The sequence below is a fragment of the Hymenobacter ginkgonis genome (assembly GCF_009755225.1).
GTDB lineage: Bacteria > Bacteroidota > Bacteroidia > Cytophagales > Hymenobacteraceae > Hymenobacter > Hymenobacter ginkgonis.
This window is the reverse complement of record NZ_WQKZ01000015.1, coordinates 1-16,904: the sequence shown is the minus strand read 5'-3', so window position 1 is coordinate 16,904 and position 16,904 is coordinate 1. Positions and strand designations below refer to the sequence as shown.

The 16,904-nt window shown below is 51.0% G+C and carries 10 protein-coding genes; 8 read left to right on the top strand and 2 right to left on the bottom strand.

The window, feature by feature from the left end:
• Positions 1-750: 750 nt before the first annotated feature.
• The 5 genes from GO988_RS23515 to GO988_RS23495 all read left to right on the top strand — a co-directional run bounded on the left by GO988_RS23515 (position 751) and on the right by GO988_RS23495 (position 8,735).
• Positions 751-1,491 (top strand): hypothetical protein, encoded by a 741-nt coding sequence (locus GO988_RS23515; RefSeq protein ID WP_157570089.1) that lies wholly within the window; start codon positions 751-753, stop codon positions 1,489-1,491.
• Positions 1,488-1,850 (top strand): hypothetical protein, encoded by a 363-nt coding sequence (locus tag GO988_RS23510; RefSeq protein WP_157570088.1) that lies wholly within the window; start codon positions 1,488-1,490, stop codon positions 1,848-1,850. The genes GO988_RS23515 and GO988_RS23510 overlap by 4 nt, the downstream gene beginning before the upstream one ends.
• Positions 1,851-2,024: 174 nt before the next feature.
• The gene (locus GO988_RS23505) at positions 2,025-3,104 is read left to right on the top strand and encodes a DUF2806 domain-containing protein (RefSeq protein WP_157570087.1); all 1,080 of its coding nucleotides are present in this window, start codon (positions 2,025-2,027) and stop codon (positions 3,102-3,104) included.
• Between the two features lie 643 nt (positions 3,105-3,747).
• A complete protein-coding gene (locus tag GO988_RS23500; RefSeq protein ID WP_157570086.1) occupies positions 3,748-4,926 on the top strand; it encodes a CBS domain-containing protein in 1,179 nt (392 codons plus the stop codon).
• A gap of 14 nt (positions 4,927-4,940) precedes the next feature.
• Positions 4,941-8,735: a hypothetical protein gene (locus tag GO988_RS23495; protein ID WP_157570085.1), complete on the top strand. Its 3,795-nt coding sequence runs from the start codon at positions 4,941-4,943 to the stop codon at positions 8,733-8,735.
• A 447-nt stretch (positions 8,736-9,182) separates the two neighbouring features.
• On the opposite strand, the gene GO988_RS23490 is transcribed toward GO988_RS23495, so the two are convergent.
• Positions 9,183-9,860 carry a hypothetical protein gene (locus GO988_RS23490; protein WP_157570084.1) on the bottom strand — a complete coding sequence of 226 codons (678 nt, stop codon included), beginning with the start codon at positions 9,858-9,860 and terminating at the stop codon, positions 9,183-9,185.
• Between the two features lie 660 nt (positions 9,861-10,520).
• Positions 10,521-11,201 carry a HEAT repeat domain-containing protein gene (locus GO988_RS23485; protein WP_157570083.1) on the bottom strand — a complete coding sequence of 227 codons (681 nt, stop codon included), beginning with the start codon at positions 11,199-11,201 and terminating at the stop codon, positions 10,521-10,523.
• A gap of 1,062 nt (positions 11,202-12,263) precedes the next feature.
• Between GO988_RS23485 and GO988_RS23480 the strand changes: the two genes are divergently transcribed.
• The 3 genes from GO988_RS23480 to GO988_RS23470 all read left to right on the top strand — a co-directional run bounded on the left by GO988_RS23480 (position 12,264) and on the right by GO988_RS23470 (position 16,065).
• Complete coding sequence (locus tag GO988_RS23480) at positions 12,264-13,712, top strand: di-heme oxidoreductase family protein (RefSeq protein WP_198173032.1); 1,449 nt, start codon at positions 12,264-12,266, stop codon at positions 13,710-13,712.
• A gap of 925 nt (positions 13,713-14,637) precedes the next feature.
• Entirely contained in the window at positions 14,638-14,901 is a 264-nt protein-coding gene (locus GO988_RS23920; RefSeq protein WP_198173031.1) for a carboxypeptidase-like regulatory domain-containing protein, read from the top strand.
• Positions 14,902-15,297: 396 nt separating this feature from the next.
• Positions 15,298-16,065: an ATP-grasp domain-containing protein gene (locus GO988_RS23470; protein WP_157570080.1), complete on the top strand. Its 768-nt coding sequence runs from the start codon at positions 15,298-15,300 to the stop codon at positions 16,063-16,065.
• Positions 16,066-16,904 lie beyond the last annotated feature (839 nt).

Here is a 16,904-nt window from a genome sequence, read left to right as displayed (position 1 = left end):
CGAGTGGGTCGCCAAGTTGGTACCAACTTGGGCGAGTGGGTCAGAAAGTTGGTACCAACTTGGGCGAGTGGGTCAGAAAGTTGGTACCAACTTGGGCGAGTGGGTCAGAAAGTTGGTACCAACTTTACCGCCTTTGCGGTTGATTTTTGGTTACCTGCTAGCTACAAGTACGGGCCTATCGTCAACGCCTCGCGCGTGCCGCTGGCGCTAGCAATGTGCAGCTGCACTTTGAACCACCCGCTCTATTACCACCCCCACCAACGATTGCTCCACTGGCATGCGGCCCCTGCGCGGCCTACCTGGTTGAACAACTTCCCTGGGACGACCAGGGCCCGGGGCCGGCGCTGGGTACGCGGGGCGTCCTGAAAACCCTAGGGTAGCTAGCCAGCCCCTCAGTTAAACATATAGGCAATTATAAGACACTTATTCAGGTCACTTATTCTCCCACCACCTCAGCCTCGTTAGGTAGCCTCCTGCTATACCTTCGCGGGTATGAAATAACACTCAACTAAGAATTTAGCACTATTCTGCTTATCACTTGCACTATAGGTCTTACTGCTCTTGACTGGACTTTTATTCAGGCATGCACACCGCCTACTCCTTAACAGTCCCGCTGCACAACTCATCCACTGATAGCGGGGTATATTAAGTAGATTCGATTCATGCAGTAAATCTGCTTGTAAAAGCAACTAGTTTTGTCTCTGCCTTCACTGATGGCACACAACACAAGTAGATTGAGTGCAAACCGGAATGGATTTCGATTATTGGAAGGCAAGGGGCGTTTTCTTTAAGGATACGGAACAAGAAATAGATGAGTTTCTAGCGACACATTATCCTAGCTTCAGCTTAGCCTCAATCCTTGAAGAGCTTGAACAGGCAGCCAGCAAGTGGGGGTTTGAGTGGGGAATGAGGCATGTTTACACTCTGACATCTGGCAACTTGTTTATCCATTATCAATATGATGATATGGAGAAGAGTGAAGAGGAAGGCTCGTTAGTGGTCAGACGTATATTAAAGCAACCTGATGCAAGTGGTAAAAGAGCATCACATGAGCAATTATATATCCCTAATGGCATGCAGAATCAAACTGCATCTCGTGACTTGCTTCGCCCATTTTATAAGCAATATATAGCTGCTGATATTGATTATATAGATGCCTTTGCTAGCGAGGAAGGAGGAGGCTACGCTCTAGCTAAATACGGTTTCTCTGCAATCGAACCAAAAGAGGTTTTCACTATACTAGACGAAGCAATTGAGCGGGGCATACCTGCAGCATCTATAGATATCCTACGCAACCAAGCAGTTGAATTTTACGATACTAGGCCTGTAGGCACTCCATTCCCAATCTGGCAGTGGAGTAAAACTCCTTTCGCAAAAGCTTTGTTAAGAGGTACACGTTGGCATGCAGTACTGAATTTCCATGACCGTTTGCAAGCACAGACATTCAAAGCTTATCTTTACCCTGAAAGCAAAATTTTCCCCTTGCTATGACGCCCCCTATGTTTAGTTCTTATCTAGAAGGTGCTGGCCAGTCGCATGACCCGCTCGATGATATGGATATATCAGCGGAGCAAGAGTTTTACCTCACAGTTTTGGCAGCATTCTCAATGGCTTACAGGAGCAAGTATCCGCCTGAGCCCATTTTTGAGATGTATCAATTGTCAGTTGATGATTTGAATAGATTTGGAAGACAATTCCCAGAAGCGGCCCAGAGGCTGCAGGAATACTTAGAAACAGAGGCCGCTTTTATAGTGGCCTTTTTTCATGCACAATACTGGACTTTAGTAGTAGTGAGAAGTTGTTGTAATTATATGCAAATACCTGTTTATCATAATTTTGCTTCTCAATAAAACATACAGCATCCATTTAGCGTACTTGCATGACGTTTTGCTGTCATGCAAGTACGCTAAATGGATGCTGTACCTAACAAAAGCCCCGACTCTACAAAAGAGCCGGGGCTTTTTCGTAGCTTGGCCTACTCTTTTTCGTAGCTTGGCCTACTCTAATATTGCTACCCTGCTCTCATGCCAGAAGAAAACAAACCTGCCCCTAGTGGCTCATTATTCAATTTCAGCCTGAGCGATATTTTCGGCGCAGGTAAGGGAATAGAAAAGTTGATGACTACGGTTGGGAGTGGAATAGGTCGATTAGACGATGGTGTGGGCGTAATACTTAACGTTAAATGGCTTGACAAAGCCAGAGCTGATAACGAAGCGTACCGAACGCAAGTGGTGGGGGTTGCACAAACGCGCGTAATGGAAGGCCGGGCGCGAGCAGTTGCGGCGCTAGAGCGCGAAGGACAACACTTGCAAAGCATAAGTATAGTGGAGGGCGGAATCAGCGCTCAGCTAGCTGGCACTTCCCCGGAAACGCGAGACCTCCACGAACGTGCTTTGCGGCGCATGATGTATGAAAACGCGATGCAGCAACTTAACAGGGAGACGGTAGTGGCTCACGCCGCGGCTGAATTAGTAAATGATGAGCAAGTGTCAGATGAACCTGTGGAGCCGGATTGGATGACACGGATTTTGCGTGTTGTGCAGGATGTATCTAGCGAGGAAATGCAGGTAATATTTGGTAAGATACTAGCCGGTGAGATTAGACGACCAGGTACCTTCTCACCGCGTACCATCGATTTTTTGGCTACAATGACCAAAAAGGAAGCTAAAATATTCCAAGAATTATGCTCATTTATTTGGACGAAAAATGAGGGGCTCAGTTTAGTATTGTTTAGTTTAAAAGACGAAGGCTATGATGTTCCTGTTCCATCCTATCATGATCTAAAGCATCTAGAAGACATTGGGCTGATTGAGGCGCTATTTTCTATGTTTTCTGGCAGTTTTTTCACTGAGAGTGAGTCAGCTACATTTTCTTACCATGGCAGCCAAGTAGATGTAAAAGCTCATGTAAGAGAAAAGGAATCTGAGCCGCCCCGCATATTGGTAGGAAAAGCATCCCTTACTATGATTGGGGAGGAATTAGCGCGCGTATGTCAGCCTACTTCAAGTCCTTCTATGGTAGAATATGCTATCAATCACTGGAATAAAGCAGGCTACCAAGCTATACTGCTGCCTTCAGTGGACAAGCCAGTAGACATCTCGTAACGCCAGAAAATGCTCTTGATAGTGCTTCAGGCCTCCTTCCTACGCTACTCGACCAACGCAAAGTCCTACCGATCAGCAAGTAACGGAAGGTGATTGAAGTCCAAAGAAGTGCTGACCGACTCTGGTATTAGAACAGCCGCTGGCGAGCTACGGGAGGCTATCGGCGACTTGTTTAGCCAGCCCGATGCTAAATCACTGGTGCTATCCAGCACTAGCTAACGTGCTTAGAAGGCGCCGCTCGTGAGGCCGGTGGTGGTTCAAAGGAAACAATGGGGCCAGTAATGAAAAAGAATCCAGGCCTAGTGCCTGCGCCGTTAGATGCAATTGTCGAAAAAATATAAGGGTTTAGTTCTAATCAGGGGCGGCACTTGCAGCAAGGTAAGGAACCCTCATTTGAAGAAGCCGAATTATTGATAGGCCTTTCAGCGGCGCTGTCCGCCTATATCGAGCGCAAATTCAAGCTCACTGCTGCAATCAGCACGCCTACAGACGACGATAATGGCTAAGCTGCTAATACACAAATTACTAAATATGCACGTCAAACAAGTAATTATCCTTAACGGCTGCTGGTCTATCCTTCTTTCGCAAAAACGATCTGGCACAAGTAATGAACTAGTGCTTACACCACAGTTAATGCTCCGCCATGCGCGTACCTGTTAAGGACTTAATGGAATCAGCGACAGATTTAGCTGTGTCGCCCGTGACCTCATTAGAGGCAGTCATCAACACAATGGCAAGGAATAAAACCAGCGTGTTGCCAGTCATTGATGAAAACAAGGCACTTCAAGGAGCAATAACGCTACGCGCGGTAGCTCATGCGTGGAAGACAATGAATGTGTCTCCGAAAGAACTCGCTGTAGGCAGTGCCACGATGGACCGCCTGCCAACACTCAGACCACAGCCTTTAACACAAGCGGCAGACTTGTATGAGCACATTAGCGACTTCGTAGGTTCCCCGCACGAGCATCTCTATATCATACAATCTGAGTCAGAACCGGAATTAATTGGATTTATTGCCAAGAATAAGCTACTTGAATTCCTTTTTACGAACCATAAACCTTATCTGCTAACAAGGGAGATAGAAGTGAATTTAAAAAAGCATATTACTTACGCTTACAAAACCAGAGCTAAGCTAATTGATGCTATTTCATCTCTAAGTGATTCGGCCAGAGGCAATCAAATTAAAGGAATTAATATGCTGAAGGAATTTTGTAAAAAAAATGGAATTCCTTTTGATGAATCAGAACTTGCGGACCATGTGAAAAAATACTTTCGGGATAAAGAAAAAACCCGAGAATTGCATGATTTAACCTTTTCCGAGTTTGTTCAACTCATCCAGAATAATGCAGCCTGGGTAGAATTAGAACCTGTCTTCTCCCCACATACGAAGGAGCTTTGGACGGTTAGCACCAATGCCGTACGAGATGAGCGCAATAATGCTTTTCATTTCAGAAAAGACATTGATGCAGAGATGATAGACATTTTATCAAGCTATGCGGAGTGGCTGCTCAGCCACCCTGCCCGTGAGGTACCCATTGCTGCTCCTCTTCCCGGACACACTGATGAGGTGGTGGAAGGAGGGTTCAATACACTCATTCAATTCCTAGAAAATAACAAAGAGGTAAATACCACTCAACGCCAGCAATTGGAGATGATAAAGCGAATTCTCGGCATTTCACTTCCAGAAGAAGCATACACACAAGCTTCATGGTGGCAGGAGGATTCTATCTATACAAAGCAGTGGAAGACTAAAGGCTGGACCGCTAACGCTGATTTACAGGCGGGTCTCATAACTTTTGAAGCTACGCCAACGCAGAACTAAAGCTGAAAGTCGCTATGAACACTGTATTGAATCCTACAGCTGCGGAGATTGATTTCTGGTCTGATAAGGTTGAGTCCAAAGCCTTATTCCCTGAGTTAGTACGTAGACTGATTGTCGCAACAACCCCACATCTGCTCCGGATCGATTTCCCAAGTGGCGATAGCATCTATGAAGCTGGATGGGATGGTATTACACTTAATTCAGTAGGCAACAGCTTTGTACCGGAGGGTTCAACTGGATGGGAATTAGGCACTACTGGTGATAAAGTATCCAAAGCCCGAAAAGACTACACAGAGCGCACGAAAAAGCCACGTGAATTAACACCATCTACTACAACATTCATCTTAGTAAGCTCACGCAATTGGAGCGCAACTAGCAAGCGCCAATTTGTACAGGAGAAGCAAGCTGAGGGCCATTGGAAAGCTGTTCGAGTATATGATGCTAAAGACTTGGAGGTTTGGCTTACGGCTGCTCCTGCCGTACAGTACTGGTTTTCCAGGCTTATTGGCAAGCGCCCAACTGGAGTCACAGATATAGATTCCTATTGGGCGGACTGGACTGCTCAAACGCATCCCACTGTTCTCCCCTTTTCCTTGCTAGTGTTAGGACGCCAGAAAGAAACGGCTGAGGTACACACGTGGCTTAAAGGAGAGGATGGTATTCTAAGTCTTCGAGCTGACTCCCAATCAGAGGCTGTAGCCTTCTTTATCGCTACCATTCAAGAACTACCAGACCACGAGAGAGCTACTTACTATTCCCGATGCCTGGTAGTCTTGAATCCCGAAGCGTGGCATGAACTGGTGAGCAGCTTTACGAGCCTACTGATAGTGCCATTATTTGATGACCGCTCTATGGTCAGTGGTGCACTGCGTCAGGGCCACCGGATTATCGTACCATTAGACCAGACTGAGGTAAACTGGAAAAATAAAGCAGTAGAACTACCACGTTTGCCGCTCCTGGAAGTAACTGAGGCTCTTCAAAACCAGGGATTCCTGCACGAAAAGGCGTATATCCTAGCTGGCATTGCCCGCAGGAGCTTTGCAGCGTTTCGCCGAGCCCTCGCGGAGCATTCTGCTATCTCGCAGCCCGCATGGGCACATACCGAGCACCCAAGCATCCTCATCGCGGCACTACTTGCTGGATCTTGGGACGAACAGCGCGAGCGAGATACAGAAGCAGTGGCACAGGTTGCAAACCTACCGTACGCAGAAGTAAAAGCCCAATTAATGCGTTGGCGAGTGGTGGCTGACCCGCCCGTGCGACTCGTTGGCCATGTATGGTACATTGTGGATGTAGCGGACGTCTGGAGTTTGGTCTCTTCCAATGTTACCAAGGAGCAGCTAGACCGTTTTAGACAAGTGGTAGTTAGCGTGCTTGGTAGCATACCACCGCGGTATGACCTTCCAGCCGAAGAATGGTATCGCGCTGATATGTTAGGGAAGAAATCACCATATTCAGGTACCCTTCGCAAAAGTTTAGCTACTACCCTCGCTTATCTGGGAGCAATCAATGAGCCACTGCTAGAAACTGACACAACAACAGGTGATTTAGCAGTCCGCTTAGTAATGCAACTCCTACAGGCTGCAAATACTGACTGGCGCATTTGGTCAGCGCTTTCTCATAACTTACGCCTACTAGCCGAGGCTGCGCCTTCCACGTTTTTACAAGCCGTTAGTGCTGGTCTCTCGGGGGATGAACCACCTGTTTTGAAACTGTTTGAAGAGCGGCAAGATCTGCTAAACACTTCCAGCGACCATCCAGGTTTACTGTGGGCGTTGGAGGTGTTAGCATGGTCCCCCAGCTATTTGCTGCCTTCTACCCTCCTATTAGCCAAGCTTGTACGTTTAGCTCCTCACGGCAAGCTCAACAACCGCCCAATTAACAGCTTAAGAGAGATATTCTTGCTCTGGTACCCTCATACCACAGCTACGCTTGACCAACGCCTACAAATATTAGACGAACTCCAGCGACAAGAACCAGAGGTAGCAAGTCATCTACTTACCTACCTTACCCCAAAGGCCCGAAGTATCAGCACCGGTACAGCAACACCTCGTTGGCGCGATTGGGTGACGGCTCGCAACGTAACACGCCGCGAAGTATATGAGGCTACGTTGGACATCCAAGCACGTCTACTACGCGAAGCAAAACAGGATGTCGCGCGGTGGGTATCTATTATCGAAGACTTACCAGAACTACCATATGACCAACAGGAACTAGTCGTTCAACAACTATACGAGCTTAGCCGAGAAATTACGGCTGATGCTGAACGAATGCGCTTGCGCGACAGTATCCGGGAGCTAGTGTCTAGCCATCGTTCTTTTCATGATACCGATTGGGCCATGCCACCAGTCACGGTCAATCGGCTAGCCGAAGTAATGGAAGAATTTGAGCCGGTTAACGTAATTCTGAAATATGCCTGGCTTTTTGACAGTTGGCCTCTTTTGCCAGAAGGAAGAGAGCAGGACCATAATGCCTACAGTACCGCAATTAGTGAGAGGCAACGAGAGGCTCTAACCACTATCCACGCGCAGGGCGGCTTAGAAATAGTCCTGTCATTTATTCCTCATGTCAAAGGTCCTGCAGCTTTAGGACACACTCTGGTTCAAGCCAAACTAGAAAATGAGGAACAATCTCTGGCCTTAGTAACCGAATATTTAAAATGCGATGACGAGGCGAAAGCAGCTTTTGGCTTAGGAGTGGCAGGTGCATTAGCAGCTAGCAAAGCAGAAGCCGAACGCATCGAATGGGTTGAAGATACCTTGCAGTCACACAGCGCATTATGGTCACCTATTCAGCAGGCAGAATGGCTGGTGCGCTTAACTAAGCCAACTCCCCAAATTTGGAAATTAGTAAGTCAACTGGCCGAAGCTGGGCAAAACCATTACTGGCGAACTATGCCGTACTTCTTTGTTGAAGAGGAGGACACGGAGCAAGGTGTTAGATTTTTTCTACAGTACCAGCACCCCGGCAAAGCGGCTGAACTGCTAAGTGGGCGCTTACATGATCAAAAGCCAATATCGACAGATTTGGCAACTGAAGTGCTCGAAGAACTACTACTTAAGCCAGCCGAATCGTATCCTTCTTCTCACATTGTTGAGAATGTTATAGAGTATCTTGCTGAAGCGCCTGACGCTGACCGTGTGCGAGTTATTCGGCTTGAATATAATTTTCTTACGGTTTCTTACAACTATCGCTCGAGCTTAAAACCGAAGCTTATTTATCAGGAGTTGAGCGACAACCCAGGGCTTTTCGTTGATTTAGTTACTCGCCTGTTTCGAGCAGAAGGCGAAGAACCTCGTGTATTAACTTCTGAAGAATCTGACAGAAGCATGGGAATATGGGAGCTGCTCGAGTCTTGGCGCACTGTTCCTGGCACCGACCGAGAGGGAAATATTGATAAAGACCACCTATTCGCCTGGGTTGATCAAGTTCGAGAAGCACTTCGAAATGGCCGTCAGAGTAGTGGAGATGAACGTGTAGGTCAATTACTTAGTGGCTCTCCCAAAGGCACTGATGGAATATGGCCTCATGAAGCCGTGCGAGCAGTATTCGAAAAGGCTGCATCACCAGATATGGAACAAGGCTTTATAGTTGGTCATTATAATAGCAGAGGGGTTACCACTCGCAATCCTTATGAAGGTGGTAAGCAAGAATATGCACTAGCTAAGGAGTATTATGACTACGCTACCGCTGTCGAATTCAGCTACCCCAGGACTGCTGAAGTACTTCGTTGGATAGCCAAAGATTATGAGCAGCGAGCTAGGCGCGAAGACATTGATGCGAGCCTTAGCCAAGATTTAAACTTATGAGCTGCGAACTTCGCTGAGCCATCCGCTAACTCCTCATTCAGTGAAGCAGTAGATAGGTGGCATATTGAAGGGAAAGGTTAGCGGTAAGTAGTCCGGCAGTACATGCTGGACTACTCATCAGATGCCAGTGGAGTGCAGGTTGCGCTCCACTCCATTTATCCAAAGCGGGCAAGAAGAGCCGCTGTACGAGATTAGTATTACCCGTTGGCAGGCCGCTTGTGACGCCGCAGGTGCTACTTGCTCACGTGCAAATAGGTGCTGCATGCCAGTAGCAGATGAAAAAAGTCATACCCCTACTGCGGCGCGTAACTTCGGTGGGCACGTGTATGCTTCCCTGTATGACAAGCCGGTCGGAGCTAAATAAAAAAGCAACCTACTAGCTCCAAAAAATCGCGCTGCGCTAGCTCAAAAGCTGTCTTATAATTGTTTATATGCTAAATCGCTCGCTTAGCCGAGTTGCTGGAGGGAGGGCTCCTGTCGGGGGAGTGGGGAGCCCAGCGTGGAGCGCTCCAGCGTTAACCCATACTGCTGCTGCAGCGCGCGCATGGCCGCACTCACCGGCCTGGTCGCCGCTAACTGCTGCAGCTCGGCTGGGGTCGTAAACAGCCGCCACTCGCCATTGGGGGCCTGCCACAGCACGTACGGTAGGCCAGCTTCGGCGTAGAGGTGCAGGGTATGGCCGTGGTAGAGCGTGGGCAAGAGCCAGAGCTGCCCGGCCCAGGCGGGGTCGGCCACCCACTGCGGCGCCTGGGCCGCGGCCAGCAACTCGGCTGGGGGCCAGGTGGGGAATTGCGCCGCCGCTAGGTTCAGGGTCCGCGCCGCTGGGGCAAAGAGCTGCTTAACGCCGGCGCTGAGCAAATTGCCCATGGCCGTGCCGACGGCCAGCATGCCCACGTTGGTGCCGTTGAAGGCCAGCGTAACTGGACTCGGTTCAGGGGGCGCGGTCGGCGCCGCCTCGACCGCTGGGCTGCCTAAGGGCAGGGGCTCAGTAGCCGGTTTACGCTGGCGCCAGGCGCGGGTGTTGCAGGCACTGCTGCAGTGCACGTGCCCCTTGCGAGCTGTATGAAAGGTGGTGCCGCACTGGGCACAAGCACGGGGTTGGGCGAGCTGTTTACGGTGAGCCATGCAGGCTAGGAGGGAGAAAAGCAGCCTAAATGTACTCACGTGTGAGCACAAGTGAGCGCATTTGAGCACTTGTCAGGTGGCGATTGGTAACTAAGTGACGTTGGGCCACCGCGCATTTAGCTACCCCACCGGAGAAAGGGGGCTTCATAAGAGCTGCTTTTCGCACCCAAGTGTGAACGCTTCCTACCCCTACTTATCGGGTAAACTGGCTTTTACCTACGCCACTTTTTGGTGCGAGAGGAATACGTCTCCGACTTGCCGAGGGAAGTGCCAAACCAGACTTGGTAAGTCGTAGCGTCTACTGGCTGGTAGTAAAGCGGCCCGGCTTCTGTTTCCGCCACGCCCAGCTGTGTGAGCGAAGCCGGGAGCTTGCCGTGGTGCAGGCGATACGTCTCAATCCGCTGGACCAGGCGGTTCCCTTCTCGCTGCAGCGTAGCGCTTCTGCGCTCACAGCTAGGTAGACTCAGCGCTAAGCATAGTAGCAAAGCCAGCGCGTTGCGGCTTAAGCCTCGCCAAGAGTAGCCAAATACCATTTCATAGCAACACGTTAGAGAGTTACTATTCATTACTTTTCCCAGGCGTGTCTTCGAACCCAGCTTATGTAAAGGGCTAAAGGTAGATGAACGGGGAGCTTTTGCCCCCCTTTCATTTTTCTTAAAATCATATTTTATCCTTGTGGATAGAAGATTGCCCGTATTGCGTAATCAATTCGTGGTATCGTCCCGCAAACCCGTCCTGGTCGGGGGCCATGAATTCCTGCGCCACAGGGATAACCAAGGGGTAAAGCGGCTCAAAGTAATGAGTCGGCATCGGGGGCCTATAGAAGGGCCGTAAGGGACTTAAATCCATGACGGCGACCATTGCCCAGTACCGAACCGTTGCTTCTGCGTCTTGCAAGAGCTGCGCTAACAAGCTTACCACGGGGCCAATATGCGGGTGTACGTGCTTATTTCTGGCTAGCGCAAAAACATACGCCACGCGCTGCGGCACACTACTTGACGCGTGTTGAATCGCGTCAAGTAGCGCCGCCACCGACGCCGGCCCCACCACGTTCAAGGCCCAGATAGCCCGGTCCGTGACGGGGGGATGCTGCCCCACCAGTCGAGCGAGCAAGAGGGGCAATAGCCGCGGGGCATCGGCTGGCAGGAAGTCTCCGAACTGCTTAATCAAGGCATCTAAGCACCAAAAGGCCACCTGCTCATCCGGCGTGCTCGTGAGCGTGGCTACCACCACGTGGTAGGCAGCGGGCTCGCCGGCCGCCGCCGCTACTTGGCTAAAGGCTTGCGCTCGTTCCTCTCCATCGGCATGCGCAAGCAGGTAGAGCAGTTGGGGGGTAATCATAAGTCGGAGAGGTGCCAAGTAGGATCCCTGACGAACTTACGCTAGTTCTTGCTTTTCCAAGCGTTCAATGCCAGCTAGAAACCTAGTAGCTGGCATATGAAGCACTGAACGTCATGGCTAAGCTTGTCACGTTTCTTAAAGCAACAACTGTAAAACGTCTCAGCCTGCTCTAGTCAGTTGTTGACAGAGCCATCAACTTGTGTGACAAGCTCATTTCACATCCTATCTATAGAAAACCAGTTAGGCTGTATGGCATAGCTTGGCTAAAACCTTAGATAAAAACACCTATGCGGGGCTGTCATTAAGGGGTACGAATGCTGTGATACTGACGACCTATCTACTTACAATCCTGGGGAGTCGCAGGTATTTGGATTCACCTTAGTGTTCGCTATTGGCGTGAGAGGGCAAGAAGAAGCTGACCTGCCAGTTCCGTTTGAGAAGCCCAGCCTAGATCGGATTGACCTGGTACCACGAGGCTTCCTGATGAAGTACCACTCGTAACAGCTCTTGCACTGGAGACGTGGCAAGTCGTTGTGCCGCCTACTCAGGACTTGCGTGGATGAGGCCGGCCACAAACGATTTGCTGACAGTCAAAGGCCCATCTAGTTAATGGCTGCTAATCACAAGAGGATAAAGAGAGTCATCTAACTATCATCATCTGGTATAAATATTGAAAAATTTATAATTTTTTAAGAGGGTGTTTTACAGCTAAATTATAATTATTATGAATATAATAATTATAATTATAACTATTAAGAATAAAAATCCTATTAATTGTATTTTTAGTAGTAAAGCTCAACCATTTTATTGCTGTTTAAGTTACTAATTAATAAGGATTTAAACACAAAACATTGCATTATAATTATTATTATTCTTGATGTAGCAGGAAAAGAATACAATCTGAGAATTTAAGCTTGCAATAATGAATAAAAACTATTGAATGGATTCAACGTAATTTGCAGCGTTTTCTTTCTTTCTTTCTATTTCACACACCTTTACTTTCTTTGCATGACGCATTCTACTACCCTTCGTCAGGGTTGCCTGGCACTATTAAGTTCAATTATGCTTAGTGCTTGCGAAACAACGCAAGACAATACGGGCCCACTTAGCACTACCGTGAGCCAGGACGGCAAAGCTGCTCCGGGCACCACTTACGAGCTGGCAGACTTCGCGGGCCCTAGCGGCGGCAGTAATACGGTTAACCAAACTGATGCGCTAGCCCTGAACCAGCCTTCACCTGCCTTGGCGGGCGCGGAGGTGCAATATCATACCATGGGGAAGGGCAGTTTCGAGCAGGTATTTAGCCTTCAGCAGCTCGCGCCGCTCTGGAACAATGAAAAGTGCAGTGGTTGCCACGTTAATGGCGGCCGTAGCCCGCTAGGTAGCGATCCGCTAGTGCCACAACTGCTGTTCCGGGTCAGCGTGCCAGGTGTTGCCGACGACGGCGGTCCGAACCCGGTACCGGGTATTGGCGGCCAAATTCAGCCTTTCGTCATCGTCAATGGGGTTCGGGGCATTGGGCCCGAGGGCAAGGTAAGCACGACGTATGCGGAGCAACTCCGAGCCTTTGCCGATGGGCAGCCTTATAGCCTCCGCACACCAACGTATACGCCCTCGGCTACCCTACCGCCCGGCACAATGATTTCCCCGCGTATCGGCCAGCAGATAGCCGGTCTAGGCCTGCTGGAAGCAGTACCTGAGCAAGACATTGTGGCGCTGGCTGACCCTACTGATAAGGACCACGATGGCATCACAGGCCGTCCTAACCGCGTGTGGGACGCGGCCATGCAGCAAACCGTACTGGGCCGCTTCGGCTGGAAAGCCAACCAGCCTAACTTATTACAGCAGGCTGCTGCTGCCTTCAACGGCGACTTGGGCATCACTAGTCCTTTCTTTCCACTCGAATCAGACGTACCCGGTGGGGGTCGCAACAAGAAGGGGCCCGGCATTAAACTACCCTCCGGCGGCCTGTCAAGCTTAACGGCCGCCGCTGCTATGCTTAAGACTAGTGCTACTTCAACAACGCCAACGGATATTGACACCGATGCGCTGTTCTCCACGGCTTTTTATACGGGTACCTTAGGCGTACCGGCCACGCGTAATTCCAGTGATCCGCAGGTGGCAGCTGGTCAGGCGCTGTTTGTCGCGGCTAAGTGTGCGGCCTGCCACACGCCGGTGCTCCACACAAGTTCTGCTGCGCCCTATGGCTTGGGTGGCCAGACTATTCACCCCTACACCGACTTGCTCCTGCATGATATGGGACCCGACCTGGCCGACAACCGTCCGGACTTCCTGGCTACTGGCAGCGAATGGCGCACCGCCCCTCTCTGGGGCCTGGGCCTGAGTGTTACCACAAGCAACCATACGAACTACTTGCACGACGGCCGCGCCCGCAACGTGCTAGAGGCCGTGATGTGGCACGGCGGCGAAGGGGACTTCTCGCGCAACTATGTAGCGCAGCTTTCCCAAACTGACCGCAACGCGCTCGTCGCTTTTGTCAAGTCCCTGTAAGCCGCCCAAAAGCCTTCGTGCGAGTAAACCAGCCGCTGATAGCCCCTGTGCGCTGGTCACCACTCAGGTGACCAGCGCCCTGCTAACGCCTACACGGAGCGTCAGCTACGGCCGACGTGAAGCGGCCCCGTGTGCTCTTGGTAGGCTTGGGGAAATTGGACCGGTGTGGCTCGCTATTTCAACTTTGCGGCCATTACAGGGTACCACCACACCGATGCTCTTTGCCCCCTAGCCGCCACGTGTGATGTGCAGTAGTTGGCCTCCACGACTAGGACTGAGAAGTAGGTATCCCCCAGGAGTAGAAAACTAAAAAACGCGCCGCAACAACTGCGGCTGCAAGAGGTAGCGGAGGTCCAAAACCTACGCGCCGACGGGGTTCGCCGCCTGAATGAAATCAGCAAGTTTCTCACGCACCAGCCTCTGAAACTACCCGTACTACCGCTGACAGCTGTCTGCCAGCAGGACAATATCGAAGAGTTAGCGGCCACGCTGACCGGGCTCTTCCAACCTGCAAAAGAACCCACTACCCACTACCGTGGCAGAAGCAACTTGAGTAGGCTAGCCGAAGCGCTACCCTAGGCACGGTTGATTACGCATCCAAGAACGGTGTTAGCTGCTGCCTCACTATTTACTCGGCTTTCTAACCACTTATCCCATCCTAGAAATGAAACACCTACTTACCTTACTTACTTGCGCAGCGCTCTTCTGGGCGCTGGTTTACCTTTCGGCCGGGCCAGCATTGGCGGCCGCCCCCAGGGTTCAGCAGGCTACCACTGGTCCCATAGTCAAACTGTCTTCAGCAGCCCCAGTGACAAAAGCTAGCCGCTTCGGGCAGTCCAGCAGTAAGAAAAAACGGGTTCGGCCGTCAGGTGCTTCTTTAGCCCTTACCACTGTTAGGCAGCCGGACACGGTACTGCCAGTTGCCATGCCTACGGCCACAGCCAGCCAAACGGTGACGCTACGGGGTATTGTGTCGATGCCTACTGGTCAGCCTCAGCCCGGTGCCAGCGTGTACGTGGCCGGGGCAGCACGCCAGCTAGTTGTGACCGATGCTCAAGGGGCCTTTGCCTTGCCGGTGCCCGCTGGGGCGGCCGTCTCCTTACGCATCGAGTACTTTGGGGAGGGTATCAGCCGGATGGAGGTTCCAACTCCTACGGCCAAAGTGCTCCATATTACGCTCGGGCAATAAGCGCGCTCCGTGGCCTTGACATCATCCTGTATCGAGCTAAATGTGCCACGTAGAATGAGGTGAGCTAGTTGGATAAATAGCTTGAAGTGCTATTTAAATAAAATCGAGTTGAGCTTCGTAGGCTTCCCTATTCGGTAAGCTCGTTGAGGGTAGGCTCTGAAAGGCGCACCATTCTGACGCCCCCTTTTTCGCCTTCCTGTACCCCCACCACGAGCTAAAAACGCAATTGCTGCGGACTTTCTGAGCCACTTGTTCCGCGAGGCACTTTCTGAGCCCCCTCAAGATGCCTCTTTTGAGACTAGATAAGTCTTTTCGCTAGTGACCTACCTCCGCCCGAAAGAGCACTGGTCAAGTAGCTGCCTGTCCACTTTCTGCTTGGCCGCTACTTTCGCCCTCATGCTCAATGTCCTCTTTCCCAGTCTACCCTACCAACGGGCTCTCGACCCGATGTGGCAAGAGGAGGCCGACCAAGCCTGTCAGCTCGGGTACACAGTCTGTCTCTATGATGCCGAGCAGCACAAGCTTTACCACGCCCCGGTGCCTACGCAGCCTACGCTCTACCGCGGCTGGATGCTAACGGCCACCGAGTATGAGGCGTTGGCGACGCTCACCCCGCTCCTTGTATCCGCCGCCCAGTACGCGGCCTCCCACTACGCCACCGGCTGGTATGCGGCGCTTGTTCCCTTTACCCCGTCGAGTGTCATCGCACCGGCCAAGCAAGCCGCCGCCCACGTGCAGCAACTGCTCCAAACGGAGGGGCGCTGTTTTGTGAAAGGGTTGACTAAATCATTCGGACGGGATTCGGTGATCACCTCTTTAGCCGACTTTTCGGCCCTGCGCCACCAACAGGCGCTAGCGGACGACGAGTTGCTGATGGTCCGCGCCTTTGTGGAGTTAGCGGAGCAGGCGGAAGAACGCTATTTTGCCGTGCAAGGAAGCGTCTATGGGGCAGCGGGACGCGCTTTTCCCTCCGCCTTGCAATCCGTCATTGCCTCGTTACAAACGCGTTGGTTTTACACGATTGATGTAGCCTACACCCGCCAGGGCCAGCCCCTCATCATTGAAATCGGTGATGGCCAAGTGTCTGATACCAAAGAATGGCTCGTACCAGACTTATACCACCAGGTGATCCAGACCCTGGTCCAATGCACGGCTAACGGGTAAAACTTATAATCTTTACATCAGCTGTTTATTGCGCCTTAAAGCAGCGCTTATAACGTTTGTCAAGCTTCGTTCAAGTAATGTGACAAGCTCGACCTTATTGATGCCGGTCAATACCTTGCACAACTTTCCTTTTTTCTTGCTCAGCTTATGAGGGCTGCCTACCACTTGCTCTTACTCGCAGTTCAAGCGGGTATCACCTTCATCGCCCTACTTGGCATCTACCTCCTACTCGCCCTACTGGACTATCGAGGAGGCTTTCCGGCCTTTATTGGTCTAGTGACCTTTCAGCCAGTGCTCGGCGCAGTCCTCTCGCTGGCAACAATTAGTGTCTGCGTGGTAGTGGGCCTGCCCTTGCGCCTGACGGCCCTCGGCAGCTGGTGGCGGCAGCGAGGGTATCTAGCTTTGGGGGGTGCCCTCACTGGCGGGGGGTTACTAGGGCTTTTCCTGCTCTCAGGAGGCGCAACTGAGGCGGCAGCTTGCGGGGTCATCTGCGCTGGTATTAGCGTGCAGCGGCTGGTTTTTGCTAGCTTTTTCCCTCTTGCATGTATTTCCACCGGATACTTTGCTGCGCCGCCTAAGCCTACTCACCCCCTCGTACAGCAAATGAGTCTCCCTCCTTACATGGGTATTAGGAGGTGCAAATAGGATTTCGGGGGTAGTGGGGAGGCAATTATTTTCCCGCTGATTTCTTGAAATAGTTGATTAACATAAGAAGTCTTATATCCCCGACCTCGTCAGAGTGCTATTTTCTGCCCCCGAAAAAGTCAATCGTTTTGGCCCTGAACATCGCCGGGAAGTACGGCCGCTGGCTCGGAATTTTACTTTCCGAGCGCAGGCTG